Annotated in this window: 13 protein-coding genes; 12 read left to right on the top strand and 1 reads right to left on the bottom strand. The window is 67.3% G+C overall.

The window, feature by feature from the left end:
• The first annotated feature begins 1 nt into the window (after position 1).
• From ACW9TV_RS05020 to ACW9TV_RS04965, 12 genes are all read left to right on the top strand, one after another.
• Positions 2 to 3,169 (top strand): efflux RND transporter permease subunit, encoded by a 3,168-nt coding sequence (locus tag ACW9TV_RS05020; RefSeq protein ID WP_494304755.1) that lies wholly within the window; start codon positions 2 to 4, stop codon positions 3,167 to 3,169.
• On the top strand, positions 3,162 to 4,568 hold the full coding sequence (locus ACW9TV_RS05015) for an efflux transporter outer membrane subunit (protein WP_494304754.1): 1,407 nt from the start codon (positions 3,162 to 3,164) through the stop codon (positions 4,566 to 4,568). Before ACW9TV_RS05020 ends, ACW9TV_RS05015 begins: the two co-directional genes overlap by 8 nt.
• A gap of 151 nt (positions 4,569 to 4,719) precedes the next feature.
• Positions 4,720 to 6,393 carry a cytochrome-c oxidase, cbb3-type subunit I gene (gene ccoN, locus ACW9TV_RS05010; protein WP_494304753.1) on the top strand — a complete coding sequence of 558 codons (1,674 nt, stop codon included), beginning with the start codon at positions 4,720 to 4,722 and terminating at the stop codon, positions 6,391 to 6,393.
• A 13-nt stretch (positions 6,394 to 6,406) separates the two neighbouring features.
• Positions 6,407 to 7,135, top strand: a complete 729-nt coding sequence (gene ccoO / locus ACW9TV_RS05005; protein ID WP_494304752.1) for a cytochrome-c oxidase, cbb3-type subunit II — start codon at positions 6,407 to 6,409, stop codon at positions 7,133 to 7,135.
• Positions 7,136 to 7,145: 10 nt separating this feature from the next.
• Positions 7,146 to 7,307: a cbb3-type cytochrome oxidase subunit 3 gene (locus tag ACW9TV_RS05000; RefSeq protein WP_494304751.1), complete on the top strand. Its 162-nt coding sequence runs from the start codon at positions 7,146 to 7,148 to the stop codon at positions 7,305 to 7,307.
• Complete coding sequence (gene ccoP, locus ACW9TV_RS04995; protein WP_494304750.1) at positions 7,304 to 8,173, top strand: cytochrome-c oxidase, cbb3-type subunit III; 870 nt, start codon at positions 7,304 to 7,306, stop codon at positions 8,171 to 8,173. Before ACW9TV_RS05000 ends, ccoP begins: the two co-directional genes overlap by 4 nt.
• Before the next feature lie 5 nt (positions 8,174 to 8,178).
• On the top strand, positions 8,179 to 9,657 hold the full coding sequence (gene ccoG, locus ACW9TV_RS04990) for a cytochrome c oxidase accessory protein CcoG (RefSeq protein WP_494305037.1): 1,479 nt from the start codon (positions 8,179 to 8,181) through the stop codon (positions 9,655 to 9,657).
• Positions 9,654 to 10,118, top strand: coding sequence for a FixH family protein (locus tag ACW9TV_RS04985; RefSeq protein WP_494304749.1), 465 nt, complete (start codon positions 9,654 to 9,656; stop codon positions 10,116 to 10,118). The genes ccoG and ACW9TV_RS04985 overlap by 4 nt, the downstream gene beginning before the upstream one ends.
• Positions 10,119 to 10,120: 2 nt before the next feature.
• Entirely contained in the window at positions 10,121 to 12,322 is a 2,202-nt protein-coding gene (locus tag ACW9TV_RS04980) for a heavy metal translocating P-type ATPase (RefSeq protein ID WP_494304748.1), read from the top strand.
• Positions 12,319 to 12,471, top strand: a complete 153-nt coding sequence (gene ccoS, locus ACW9TV_RS04975; RefSeq protein WP_494304747.1) for a cbb3-type cytochrome oxidase assembly protein CcoS — start codon at positions 12,319 to 12,321, stop codon at positions 12,469 to 12,471. Before ACW9TV_RS04980 ends, ccoS begins: the two co-directional genes overlap by 4 nt.
• Positions 12,465 to 12,689 (top strand): hypothetical protein, encoded by a 225-nt coding sequence (locus tag ACW9TV_RS04970; protein ID WP_494304746.1) that lies wholly within the window; start codon positions 12,465 to 12,467, stop codon positions 12,687 to 12,689. The genes ccoS and ACW9TV_RS04970 overlap by 7 nt, the downstream gene beginning before the upstream one ends.
• Positions 12,690 to 12,790: 101 nt before the next feature.
• Complete coding sequence (locus ACW9TV_RS04965; protein WP_494304745.1) at positions 12,791 to 13,273, top strand: acyltransferase; 483 nt, start codon at positions 12,791 to 12,793, stop codon at positions 13,271 to 13,273.
• Between the two features lie 26 nt (positions 13,274 to 13,299).
• Here ACW9TV_RS04965 and ACW9TV_RS04960 read toward each other — a convergent pair whose 3' ends face one another.
• On the bottom strand, positions 13,300 to 14,415 hold the full coding sequence (locus ACW9TV_RS04960; protein ID WP_494304744.1) for a glycosyltransferase family 2 protein: 1,116 nt from the start codon (positions 14,413 to 14,415) through the stop codon (positions 13,300 to 13,302).

The following is a 14,415-nucleotide window of genomic DNA, read 5'->3' as shown; positions in this document are numbered from 1 at the left end:
CATGTTCTCCGGCTTCTTCATCGACCGGCCGATCTTCGCCTGGGTCGTCGCGCTGCTGATCTCGCTGGTGGGCGCCATCGCGCTCTACAGCCTCCCGATCGAGCAGTATCCCGAGGTCGCGCCGCCCTCGCTCACCATCAGCGTCAACTATCCGGGCGCCGATGCGACGACGGTGGAGCAATCCGTCACCCAGGTGATCGAGCAGCAGCTGAACGGGGTGGAAGGGCTGCTCTACATGGCCTCCACCTCCTCTTCCAACGGCTCCGGCTCGATCACCGCCACGTTCGAAACCGGCACCGACATCGATGTCGCGCAGATGGATGTCCAGAACCAGCTGACGCTGGTGGAACAGCGGCTGCCCGAAGAGGTGCGTCGGCAGGGCATCCCTGTGCGGCAGGCCAATGCCGGCTTCCTGCTGCTTGTCGCCATCGAATCGCGCACCGGCGCCAACGCGGCAGAGGATCTGGGCAATTTCGCCAATTCGCGCGTGGTCGATGAACTGCGGCGCGTGCCGGGCGTGGGCGATGTGCAGCTGTTCGGGTCGCCCTATGCCATGCGCATCTGGCTGGATCCCGAAAAGCTCGCCAGTTACCGGCTGTCGGCCGCCGACGCGCTGGCCGCCGTCAAGGAACAGAACAGCCAGAGCCCCGGCGGCCAGCTGGGCGACCTGCCGCTGGCCCGGGACACCGAGCTGAACGCCACAATCCTGACACAGGGGCGCTTCACCTCGGCCAAGGAATTCGCAGGGATCATCCTGCGCGCGAACCCCGACGGTTCCACCGTGACGCTGGGCGACGTCGCCCGGGTTGAAATGGGCGCCATGAGCTACGACACGGCCGCCGACCTGAACGACAGGCCGGTCGCCATCATCGCCGTCCAGCAGGCGACCGGCGCCAACGCCATCGCCACCGCCGAAGGGGTGAAAGCCCGCATGGACGAGCTGGCGCGCAGCTTCCCGACCGACATCCACTGGTCCGTTCCCTACGACACGACACCCTTCATTTCGGAATCCATCACCGAAGTCGTCCGCACCCTGTTCGAAGCGGTCGCGCTGGTGTTCCTGGTGATGTTCCTGTTCCTGCAGAACTGGCGCGCCACGCTGATCCCCACGATCGTGGTGCCGATCGCCCTGCTGGGCGCCTGCCTGGGTCTTGCTGCCTTCGGCTTCAGCATCAACGTGCTCACCATGTTCGCGATGGTGCTGGCGATCGGCATCCTGGTGGACGACGCCATCGTGGTGATCGAGAATGTCGAGCGCATCATGGCGGAGGAACATCTGCCCCCGCGCGAGGCGACGCAGAAGGCGATGGGGCAGATCACCTCGGCCATCATCGGCATCACACTGGTGCTGATGGCGGTGTTCGTGCCGATGAGCTTCTTTCCCGGCTCAACGGGCGCGATCTACCAGCAGTTCGCGGTCACGCTGATCGTTTCCATCGGCTTTTCCGCGCTGCTGGCGCTGACGCTGACGCCGGCCCTGTGTGCGACCTTCCTGAAACCACACACCCCGGATGACCCCGACAGCCCGAAAGGGCCGCTGGCGCGCGCCTTCAACCGGTTCAACACATGGTTCGACACTGTCACCCACAGCTATCAGCGTCAGGTCGGAAAGCTGCTGTCCGCGCCGCTGCGCTGGCTTGCGGTGTTCCTGCTGATGGCGGGCCTTGCGGTGATCCTGTTCGGGCGCCTGCCCGGCGGCTTCCTCCCGCAGGAGGATCAGGGCGTGCTGTTCACGGCCATCCAGGGGCCGCCGGGTTCGACACGCCCGCGCACCGAAGAAGCGCTGGAGCAGGTGAAGGGGTTCTACAAGCAGCAGGATGCAATCGCCAACATCGTGGCGGTTCGCGGCTTCAGCTTCTTCGGGCAGGGCCAGGCGAACGCCATGGTGTTCACCGCGTTCAAACCCTGGGACGAGCGAACCGCGAAGGCGGATCATGCCGACACCCTGCTGGGCAAGGCCAACATGGCCTTTTCACAGATCCGGCAGGCGCTTGTGTTCGCGCTGAGCCCGCCGCCCATCTCGGCGCTGGGCAATTCCAGCGGCTTCTCGTTCAAGTTGCAGGACGTGGGCGGCAAGGGCAACGAAGCCCTGCTGGCGGCCCGCAACCAGCTGCTGGGCGCAGCCGCGCAGAGCCCGATCCTCACGGGTGTCCGCCCCGAGGGCCAGGAAGCCGCCCCGCAGCTCCGTGTGACCATCGACAGGGTGAAGGCCCGCGCGCTGGGCCTGCAGGTGGCCGATGTGAACAACACGCTGGCGATCGCCTTCGGCTCGGCCTACGCTAACGACTTCAGCTACGAAGGCCGCATCCTGCGCGTGCTGCTGAAGGCCGATGCGCCCTACCGCATGACGCCGCCCGACATCCTGGCGCTGAAGGTGCGCAACAGCGCCGGAGACATGGTGCCCTTCGGCAGCTTCACCCAGGTCGAGTGGATCTCCGGCCCGCAGCAGTTGCAGCGCTACAACGGCTATCCGTCGATGACCATTTCCGGCATGGCGGCCCCCGGCCGGGCGACGGGCGAAGCCATGGACGAGATGGAGCGTCTGGCCCAGGCGCTCCCGCAGGGCTTCGCCTATGAATGGACGGGAATCAGCTACGAGGAGAAACAGGCCGGCGGCCAGATCGGGCTGCTGCTGGGGCTTTCGTTCCTGATCGTGTTCCTGCTGCTGGCGGCGCTGTACGAAAGCTGGTCCATCCCGGTTTCGGTGCTGCTGGTGGTGCCGCTGGGCGTGCTGGGCGCGATCCTGCTCACCATGGCGCGCGGGCTTTCGGCCGATGTCTATTTCAACGTCGGCCTGATCGCGATCATCGGGCTTGCGGCCAAGAACGCCATCCTGATCGTGGAATTCGCGATCGAGGAGGAAAACCACGGCAAGTCCCCGATGGACGCGACGCTGAGCGCCGTGCGCATGCGGCTGAGGCCCATCATCATGACATCGCTGGCCTTCATCGGCGGCATGATCCCCCTGTTCATCGCCAGCGGTGCGGGCGCGGCCAGCCGCATCGCCGTCGGCACCGGCGTGATCGGCGGGATGGTGGCGGCGACGCTGCTGGGCATCTTCTTCATTCCGGTCTTCTACCTTTCTGTCCGGCGCTGGCTGGGCCGGGAGGACGTGCCGCCCAAGGCCCCACCGGGTTCCGGCAGCGGCGGAGGCGCGTCCCATGGCTAAGCGCATCATTCCCCTTGCCGCGCTGCTGCTGGCCGGCTGCAGCCTGGCCCCGGCCGATGTGCGGCCGGAACCGCTGACGAAGACCACAGACTGGTACGCGCCCGAAGCGGCCGCCGATCCGGCGGGCTCCATCCGCGCGACCGACATCGGCTATGACGCCTTCTTCCCCGATCCGCGCCTGCGCAGCCTGATCGCGCTGTCGCTCGAACGGAACCGCGACCTCGCCGTCTCCGTCGCCCGAATCGCGGAGGCGCGCGGCCTGTGGCGGATCCAGGGCGCGGATCAGGGCCCCACGCTGGCCGCATCCGCAGCCGCCACCCGAAACCGGGCAGCCGCAGTCGATGCCGGCGGCCAGCCCATCACCGGAAACCGGGCGTCCATCGGGATCGCCGTGCCCGCGTTCGAGCTGGATTTCTGGGGCCGGGTGCGCAACCTGACGGACGCCGCCCGCGGCGAATATCTCGCAACGGTGGCAGGCGAACGGGCCGCACGGCTGGCGCTGATCCGCAACCTGGCCGGCGCCTATTATCAGGCGCGCGAAGCCGATGAACGGATCGCCCTTGCCGAAGCGACCCTGAAAAGCCGGGAGGACGGCCTGCGAATCGCCAGGCGGCGGCTGGATGCGGGCGTCACCTCCGCGCTGGATTATCGCCAGTCCGAATCGCTGCTGACCCAGGCCGAAACCGAACTCGCCGCCCTGAAACTGGCCCGCACGCAGGCGCGCAACATCGTGCTGGTGCTGATCGGCGGCGAACTGCCGGCCGACATGCCCGAAGCACTGCCGCTTGCGGCGCAGACGCCGCTGAAGCCGCTTGCCGCGGGCCTGCCGTCCGCGCTGCTGACGGCCCGCCCCGACATCATGGCCGCCGAACAGCAACTGAAGGCCGCGCGGGCGAATGTGGGGTCGGCGCGCGCCGCCTTCTTCCCCTCCATCGCGCTCACGGGAACGCTGGGCTATGCCTCGTCCGAGCTTTCGGACCTGTTCACGAAGGGCGGGCTGACCTGGTCCTTCGGGCCCGGCATCGATCTTCCGATCTTCGACTGGGGCCGTCGCAAGGGCAATGTGGATGTCGCCGTCGCCCGCGCGGACATCGCGGTCGCCACCTACGAACGCACCGTGCAGGAAGCCTTCCGGGAAGTGTCCACCGGGCTCGCCGGGCGGCAGCATCTTGCCGAAGAGGTGGCCGCGCAGGAACGGGCAGCGAAGGCCCAGCGCGAAATCGCAAGGCTGGCCCGCATCCGCTATCGCGAAGGCGTGGCGGACTATCTGGAAGTGCTGGACGCCGAGCGGAACCTGTTCACCGCCGAACAGTCGCTGATCTCGCTCAGGCGGGAGGAACTGGACAATCTGGCGGCACTCTACGCGGCGCTCGGCGGCGGGCTGCCGCCAACACAATAGCCCGGCGGGCTGCCGGCTGACCAATGAGGCCGGCGCCGCGCCAACCTGACCATTTGACCGGGATCAAGGCGGCACCCGCCTGATCCGCCGAAAGATCGTCCGCAACACCCGGGAATCCGGGTGACAACCATATGGTCAGGGCCAGAGAGACATGTCTTCCTTCTTCTCAATCGGCGCCTATCTGCTGTTCGGCATCCTGTCGCTGTTCATGATCGCGACGGCAACGAGCGCCGGATTTGCCATCCATGGCGTCATCATCCTCATCGCCTGCATCCTCGCGGTCGCCACGACCGTCGGGCGGCTGCAGCCCGCGCCCGCCGGTGGCTGGCTGATTCCGGACAGATCCGACGGCGGCTATCACGACGGCGTGGTGAAGGCAGGCGTCATCGCCACCGTCTTCTGGGGTGTCGTAGGCCTGCTGGTGGGCGTGGTGATCGCCGCCCAGCTCACCTTCCCGACGCTGGGCTGGGGGGTCGAATATCTCTCCTTCGGGCGCCTCAGGCCGCTGCACACCTCGGCCGTGATCTTCGCGTTCGGCGGCAACGCCCTGCTCGCCACCTCCTTCTGGGTCGTGCAGCGCACCTGCCGCGCGCAACTCTGGGCGCCGGGCCTCGCCTGGTTCGTCTTCTGGGGCTACCAGCTGTTCATCGTGCTGGCGGCCACCGGCTATGTGCTGGGCATCACCCAGTCCAAGGAATATGCCGAGCCGGAATGGTATGTGGACCTCTGGCTGACCATCGTCTGGGTCGCGTATCTGGCGGTCTATGTGGGCACCATCGTGAAGCGGCGCGAGCCGCACATCTATGTGGCCAACTGGTTCTACCTCGCCTTCATCATCACCATCGCCATGCTGCATGTGGTGAACAACCTGGCCGTCCCGGTCGGCTTCTCCGCCAAGAGCTATGTCGTGTGGGCGGGTGTGCAGGACGCGCTGACGCAATGGTGGTACGGCCACAACGCGGTAGGCTTCTTCCTGACTGCGGGCTTCCTGGGCATGATGTATTATTTCGTGCCCAAGCAGGCCGGAAAGCCGGTCTATTCCTACCGGCTTTCGATCGTCCACTTCTGGTCGCTGATCTTCCTGTACATCTGGGCCGGTCCGCACCACCTGCACTACACCGCCCTGCCTGACTGGGCGCAGACGCTGGGCATGGTGTTCTCGATCATGCTGTGGATGCCCAGCTGGGGCGGCATGATCAACGGCCTGATGACGCTGGAAGGCGCGTGGGACAAGATCCGCACCGATCCGATCATCCGGATGCAGGTCGCCGCGCTCGCCTTCTACGGCATGTCCACCTTCGAAGGGCCGGTCATGTCGATCCGCTCGGTGAACGGGCTGTCGCACTACACCGACTGGACGATCGGCCATGTGCACTCCGGCGCGCTCGGCTGGGTGGGCATGATCAGCTTCTCCAGCATGTATTTCCTGGCCCCGCGCGTGTTCGGCGTGGCCCGGCTCTACTCGCTCCGGATGATCAACTGGCACTTCTGGCTCGCGATGGGGGGCATCACCCTCTACACCGCCTCCATGTGGGTCGCCGGCATCATGCAGGGCCTCATGTGGCGGGAATTCAACGCCGAAGGCTATCTCGTCTACTCCTTCGCGGAAGTCACCGCGGCCATGCATCCCTACTATCTGATCCGGCTGCTGGGCGGTGTGCTCTACCTGCTGGGCGCGGTGATGATGGTCTACAACGTCTGGATGACGGCGAAGGGCCGGGTGCGCACCGAAGCGCCGCTGGATGCCGGCGCGCCGCTCAATCCGCACCTCGACAAACCCCTTGCGGAACGGCCGCTCGCGCCCGCCGCGCAGCCCGCCGAATAGGAGCAACGTCGCCATGGCGTTTGAAAATCACGCAAAGATCGAGCGCAACGTCACCATTCTCGCCGTTCTCACCCTCATCGTGGTGATGATCGGCGGGTTGGTGCAGCTGGTGCCGCTGTTCTTCCTGGAAAACACCATCGAGAAGGTGGAGGGCGTCCGCCCCTACACTCCGCTGGAGCTGGCCGGGCGCAACATCTACATCCGCGAGGGCTGCTATTCCTGCCACTCGCAGATGGTTCGCCCCTTCCGTGACGAAGCCGAACGCTTCGGCCATTACAGCCTCGCGGCGGAAAGCATGTACGATCACCCCTTCCAGTGGGGTTCCAAGCGGACGGGCCCGGATCTCGCCCGGGTGGGCAACCGCTATTCGGATGAATGGCATGTGCAGCACCTGACGAACCCGCGCGACGTGGTGCCGGAATCGATCATGCCCTCCTATCCCTTCCTGAAGGAGCGGGAGCTCTCGGTGCCCGACATCGCGGCCCATCTGAAGGCGAACCGCACCGTGGGCGTGCCCTACACCGACGCCCAGATCGAGAACGCCATGGCCGACCTGATGGCCCAGGCCGATCCCAACGCGGATCCGACGGATCTGCAGGCGCGCTATCCCAAGGCGCAGGCGCGGGACTTCGACGGCGATCCGACGCGCCTGACCGAAATGGATGCGCTGGTCGCCTACCTTCAGATGCTGGGCACGCTGGTCGACTTCGGCAGCTATGTGCCCGAACAGAACAGGCGCTGAGGAGGGGCCGATGGACTATCAGCAACTCCGCACACTGGCCGACAGCTGGGGGCTCGTCTTCATGGTGATTTCCATGTCGGCAATCGTGGGCTGGGCCTTCCGCCCCGGCGCCCGCGCCGCGCAGGACGACGCCCGCATGATCCCCTTCCGTGATGAAGAGAGGCAGCAATGAGCGCTGACCCGAAGAATCCCGAATCCGGCCCCGGCACCACGGGCCATGAATGGGATGGTATCCAGGAGCTGAACAATCCCCTGCCGCGCTGGTGGCTGTGGATCTTCTATGCGACGGTCGCCTTCTCGCTGGTGTGGGTCGTGCTGTATCCGGCGATCCCGATTCCGGGCGGCTACACAAAGGGCACGCTCGGCTATTCCGGCCGGACAGAGGGCGAGCAGGCGCTGGCCGCCCTGAAGGCGCAGCGCGCTGAGGCGCTGAAGGGCTTCGACAGCGTCCCCCTGAACGAGCTGAAGAACAATCCTCAGCTGATGCAGGCAGCCGTGGAAGGTGGCCGGTCCGCCTTCAAGATGTACTGCATCCAGTGCCACGGCACCGGCGCGGCGGGCGGCAAGGGCTATCCAAACCTGAACGACGACGACTGGCTGTGGGGCGGCAGCATGGAGGAAATCCACGCGACGCTCGTGAACGGCGTGCGCCAGCCCGGCAACGACGACACCCACCAGTCGCAGATGCCCGCCTTCGGCAAGGACGGGCTGCTGACGAAGGCCCAGATCGCCGACGTCACGGAACATGTGCTGGCGATTTCCGGGCAGGAACATAACGCCGCCATGGCCGCGCGCGGCAGCGCGACCTTCGCCCAGCAGTGCGCCAGCTGCCATGGCCCCAACGGCGAGGGCATGCGCCAGTTCGGCGCGCCGAACCTGCGCGACGCCATCTGGCTCTATGGCGGCACCCGCGCCGACATCAACGCCACCATCACCACAGCCCGCGCCGGCGTTATGCCGGCTTGGAAGGGCCATCTGCCGGAATCGACCATCCGCCAGCTGACGGCCTATGTGCACAGCCTTGGCGGCGGGGAGTGAATGAGATGCCCGGCGTGCTGAAGCCCGCCCCCGCCACCCCAACGGGGCCCGGCGGGGACGGCAGCCTCTACAAGAAGCGGGTGAAGGTGCATCCGAAGAAGGTGGAAGGCCCCTTCCGCCGCTTCAAATGGGCCGTGCTCTTCCTCACGCTGGGCATCTATTACATTACCCCCTGGCTGCGCTGGGATCGCGGCCCCTTCTCCCCCGATCAGGCGGTTCTCGTCGATCTCGCCAGCCGGCGCTTCTATTTCGGCCCGATCGAGATCTGGCCCCAGGAATTCTACTATGTCGCCGGTCTGCTGATCATGGCGGGGCTGGGGCTGTTCCTCGTCACCACCTCGGTCGGCCGCGCCTGGTGCGGCTATGCCTGCCCGCAGACGGTGTGGACCGACCTGTACATGGCCGTGGAACGCTGGATCGAAGGCGATCGCAACGAACGCATCCGGCTCGACAAGGCCCCGATGAGCGCCGGCAAGCTGGCGAAACGCAGCACCAAGCATGCCATCTGGCTGCTGATCGCGGTGCTGACGGGGGGCGCCTGGGTCTTCTATTTCACCGATGCCCCCACCTTGCTGCGCGAACTGCTGACGGGGCAGGCGCCGTTCGTCGCCTATGCCACCATCGGTGTCCTCACCTTCACGACCTATTCGCTGGCCGGCCTGATGCGGGAGCAGGTCTGCACCTACATGTGCCCCTGGCCGCGCATCCAGTCCGCCATGCTGGATGAAGACAGCTTCATCGTCACCTACAAGGCCTGGCGGGGGGAACCGCGCGGCAGCGCCAAGGCGAAGGATGCGAACCTGGGCGATTGCGTGGACTGCATGGCCTGCGTGAATGTCTGCCCCACGGGCATCGACATCCGCAACGGCCCGCAGCTGGAATGCATCACGTGCGCGCTGTGCATCGACGCCTGCAACGACGTGATGGACAAGCTCGGCCGCCCGAAAGACCTGATCGGCTACACCACGCTGGAACGCGACATCGCGGAGTCGAAGGGCGAAACGCTGGCCCCCATGTGGAAGACGCTGCTGCGCCCCCGCGTGCTGATCTACTTCGCCGTGTGGGCCGCCATCGGCATCGGCATGCTGGTCGTGCTGGCGGGCCGGTCCCGCATGGACATCTCCGTCGCGCAGGAACGCAATCCGGTCTATGTGCAGCTGTCTGATGGCGACATCCGCAATAGCTACACAGTGAAGCTGATGAACAAGGAGGCCCGGCCCCGGCAGTTCGACCTCAGCGTATCCGGCCTCGACAATGCCCGGCTGGCGAATCCCCGCACCGGCGAGGCGCCCGCCAAGCGCATCCGTCTGGATGTCCGCCCGGACGGGGTGGACACCTATACCATCCAGGTGCGCGTGCCGGCTGCTTCCATCCATGCCGAACAGTCGGAAATCGTCTTCAAGGCCCATGCAGCCGACGGGGACGGCGACGTGATGGAAACCACGCGCTTTTCCGCCCCCGAATCCGCCGTGAGGGCACGATGAGCCGTCCGTTCACGGGCCGCGACGCCCTGCTTGTGATCGGTGGCGGATTCCTGCTGGTGATTGGGGTGAACGTGGCGCTGGCCGTGAACGCCAGCCGCAGCCATCCCGGCCTTGTGGTCGAGAACAGCTATGTCGCCAGCCAGAAGTTCAACGGCTGGCTGGCGCAGGGCCGCACCCAGAAGGCGATGGGCTGGAACGTGGCCGCCCGTGCCGATGCGGCATCGCTGACCATTTCCGCTGACGGCCCCCTTGGCGCGCCGCTGTCGGGGCTGAAGGTGATCGCCACGCTGGAGCATCCGCTGGGGGCAGAGCCGTCCCGCGATATCGAACTCCGGGAAATCGCGCCCGGCCGCTATGCCGCGCCGCATGGGCTGGCGCCGGGCCAGTGGCTGGCCGAAGTGCGCCTCGCGCGCGGGGGGGAAAAATTCTATCTCCCCACCCGGCTGGTGGTGCCGGGCTGACCATGGCGACGATCGCGCCACCGGCCGCACCGTCCGGTCAGGATATGTCCGGCCTGGATCTGTTCGTGGCCGAAACCGCGCCGGGCCGGCGGCGGATCGACCTGCACGTGCCGGGGCTTCATTGCGCCAATTGCATCCGCAAGGTGGAAGGCGCCGTCCGCGGGCTGCCGGGAATCACCCACGCCCGCGTCAACTTCACGACCCGCCGCCTGACGGCAGAATGGCAGGAGGGCCGACTGACGCCGGAGGCCATCCTTTCCGCCGTCGAAGGGGCAGGATTCGAAGCACGGCCCTTCTCCGCCTCGGATGTCGCGGCGCAGGGATCCGATCCGGCGTCCCGCCGTCTCATCAAGGCGATGGCGGTTGCGGGCTTCGCCGCCATGAACATCATGCTTCTGTCCGTCTCGGTCTGGTCCGGGGCGGATGGCGCAACGCGGGATCTGTTCCACCTGATCTCCGCTGCGATCGCCCTGCCGACGATCGCCTATTCCGGCATGCCCTTCTTCAGTTCGGCCTGGGGCGCGCTGCGGCAGGGCCGGACCAACATGGACGTGCCGATCTCCATCGGCCTGATCCTGGCGACCGCGCTCAGCCTCTACGAGACATTCACGCGCGGGCACGAGGCCTGGTTCGATGCAGCCGTGATGCTGCTGTTCTTCCTGCTGATGGGTCGCGTGGCCGACAGCCTGATGCGCGACAGGGCACGGGCAGGCGTCGCCGCGCTGCTGAAGCAATCCGCGCCCGGCGCGCTGATCCGCGCCCCGTCGGGCGAAACCGAATGGCGGCCGATCGAAAGCGTCGCGCCGGGCATGACGGTGCTGGTGGCGGCCGGCGCGCGCATTCCGGTGGATGGCCTGGTGCTGGAAGGCCGTTCCAGCATCGACCGCAGCCTGGTGACGGGCGAAAGCCTGCCCGAGCCGGTGGCCCCCGGCGGCCTGCTGCTGGCGGGAACGCTGAATCTGGATGCGCCGCTCGCCATGAAGGCGACCGCCGTGGGCGAGGCGAGCTTCCTGGCGCAGGTGGTGCGCCTGATGGAATCGGCCGAACAGGGCCGTGCCCGCTATACCCGCATCGCGGACCGCGCCGCGCGCCTCTATGCACCCGCCGTGCACCTGACGGCCCTGCTGACGGCCATCGGCTGGCTCATCGCGGGGGCAGGCTTGTATCAGGCATTGGTGACGGCCATCGCCGTGCTGATCATCACCTGCCCCTGCGCACTGGGCCTTGCCGTGCCGGCCGTGCAGGTGCGCGCGGCCAGCGTGCTGATGAAGCGCGGCCTGCTGGTGAAGGACGGAAGCGCGCTGGAACGGCTGGCCGAATGCGACACTGTCGTGCTGGACAAGACCGGCACGCTGACGCTGGGCCGCCCGGTGCCGGCGGGTCGGCTGCCCCTGTCCGGAGAGGCGCTGGCGCTGGCCGCCGGTCTCGCCGCGAAAAGCAGCCACCCCCTCTCGCGCGCGTTGCTGGCGGCCGCCAGGGCCGACGGCGTCACGCCCGTCGCGCTCGCCGATGTCCATGAACATCCAGGCCTGGGGCTGGAAGCAAGCCATGGGGGCGAAACCCTCCGCCTCGGACGGCCCGACTGGGCCGGAACCGGCGACACGGCGGATGGCCATCTGCTGACGCTGGCGTTCCGGCGCGGCGAAGCCCCTGCCACGCTGATCCCGTTCGAGGATCCGCTCCGCCCCGACGCAGCCGCCGCAATCGCCCGAATGAAGACAGACGGCTTCGACGTGCGCATCCTTTCCGGAGACCGGGAAAGCGCCGTCCGCCATGCGGCGCTGGCGCTGGGTGTGGAAAGCTGGGCTGCGGCGCAGTCGCCCGCCGGAAAGCTGGCCGCCATCGAAGCACTGGCCGCCGGGGGCCGGAAGGTGCTGGTCGTGGGCGACGGCCTGAACGACGCCCCGATGCTGGCGGCAGGCCATGCCTCCATCGCCCCGGCCACCGCCTCGGATGCGGGGCAGACTGCAGCCGATCTGCTGTTCCTGGCCGACAGCCTGATGGCGGTGCCGCAGGCCGTGGAAACCGCCCGCGGCGCGGATCGCCATGTGCGGCAGAACTTCCTGCTGGCCATCGGCTACAATATCCTCGCCGTGCCCATCGCGATGGCGGGCCTGGCGACTCCGCTGATCGCGGCGGTCGCCATGTCGCTGTCGTCCATCCTGGTGGTGGGCAATGCGCTCAGGCTGAAGGCGCCGAAATGACGACGATCGGAATCCTGCTGCCAATCGCCCTGCTGCTGGGCCTTGGCGGACTTGCTGCTTTCCTCTGGTCCATGCGGTCAGGCCAGTATGACGATCTGGACGGCGCGGCGCAGCGCATCCTGACAGACGAGGATGACGGCCCGTGCTGAGGCAGATGATGCCCGCCCTGCTGCTGCTGGCGCTGCTGGACGCCACATCGCCCGCGCTCGCGCGCGGGCTGGTGCCGGTCTGTTCCGCCAGCGGAACGCAATGGGTGGATCTGGAAGGTGGCCAGAACCGCAGGCCGGCCAGCGAAAGCGCCTGCCCGCACGGCTGGTGCACCCCGCGCAAGCCCCGGGCAGACCGGGGGCCCGGTTGCGCCCCTTAACGATACAGGCGTTTGCCGCCCTGCCTTCCTTGCGCTAACTATCTGCCATTCAGCGGAAAGGTCCGTGCCCGAACGGCACGGGTCACTGGGGGGAAGGCTGCATGCACAAAAGGCTGGCCCGGTTGCGCACGCGGCTCTACCGCACGTCCAGCGCGGTGCAGACCTGGTATTACCGGCGCGTCTGGGGAATGACCATCGGCGACGACTGCCGCATTTCCCGCTCCGCCAAGCTGGACAAGACAAACCCTCGGGGAATCCACATCGGGGACAGCACACTGATCTCGTTCGATGCCGCGATCCTGACGCATGATTTCGTCGGCAACCGCCATCTGGACACCTACATCGGCAGCAACTGCTTCATCGGTGCGCGGTCGATCATCCTCGCCGGAATTCGCGTGGGCGACCACAGCGTGGTGGGGGCGGGATCGGTGGTGATCGCGGATGTCCCCCCCAACAGCATCGTGGCCGGAAACCCGGCGAAGATCATCCGTTCCGGCGTGGAAACGGGGCGCTGGGACATCTTCGACAAGCGCTTCCTGGAAGTGGAGGCCGAACGCCTCGCGCGGGAGGCCACGAAGGCCTGATCCTTCGCCCGGGCCTCCCAACCGTGTCAGAGGGGGCGGAAGAACAGCGCCTTCATCATGGCCTTCACGCTCTCCGGCTGGCGGCGCAGCACGCGCCGCGCCGTCTGCGCCAGGCCCTGCACCCAGATCAGGGGCAGCAGCAGCGGATGATATTTCCGGTAGAACAGCAGCCGTGCCCGCAGCAGCCAGTATTCCGACTGCGCAGACCTGCCCCCCTTCTTCGCGGAAGATCCGATCGAGCCGCCATGCTTGTGATAGACGACAGACCCCCGCGACAGCCCGATGGAGAAGCGGCCGCGGTTGCGGCGGGCCCAGTCCATCTCCTCGAAATAGAGGAAATAATCCTCGCCCATCAGGCCCACGGTTTCCACAAACGCGCGCGTGACCGTCAGCGACGCCCCCAGCACGCAGGCGGCCCTGCGCGCCGCCGCCCGGCCATCCCAGGGGGCCTTGAACGGCTTGTTGCCATGGATGCCCGCATTGCCGCCCGTCAGCGGGTTGAATGTCATCCCGCCCAGCGCCTGCACCTTCTCCGGCGCGGCATAATAGCGGATCACGGTGCCGATCATGCCCTGCGCCGGATCTGACCGGATCTGCGCCAGCAGCGACCGCGCCGCCGCAGGCTCCACCACCGTGTCGTTGTTCAGCAGCCACACCGCCTCGATCGCCGGGTCCTTCAGCAAGTGGCGGATGCCCAGGTTGTTGCCGCCCGCGAACCCCAGATTCCCAGCCGACCGGATCAGCGTCAGCCGCCGCTCGCCGGGGGCATGGGCCAGCGCCTCCTCGGCATCCAGCACCTCGATCGCCACCGGCTTGTCCAGCGGCGGGGTGGAAAGCGCGCCCAGCGGGCCGTCCGGCGGCAGGTAGGGTCGGTTGCCGGAGGCCCAGTCGATGATCGTGCGGTCCGATCCGTCGCCAGAGGCGTTGTCCACCACCGCCACGCGCAGCGGGATGTCCGAACGGAGCAGCGATTCCAGGCACTCCAGCGTGTCGGCCGCGCCCTTGTAGTTCACCAGCACCACACCCAGCCGCGCGACGGGATCGGGCGCGGGCGGGGCCCAGGCCTCGTCATCGCCCGCCGCGTCGGCCGGCCATGGCTGCACCCCCCAGGGCGCGGTGATCAGATCAGATCCCTTGTGCAT

Source organism: Sandaracinobacter sp. T42 (genome assembly GCF_059115405.1).
Note: the sequence above shows the minus strand (reverse complement) of the source record. Positions and strands in the feature narration are given on the sequence as shown.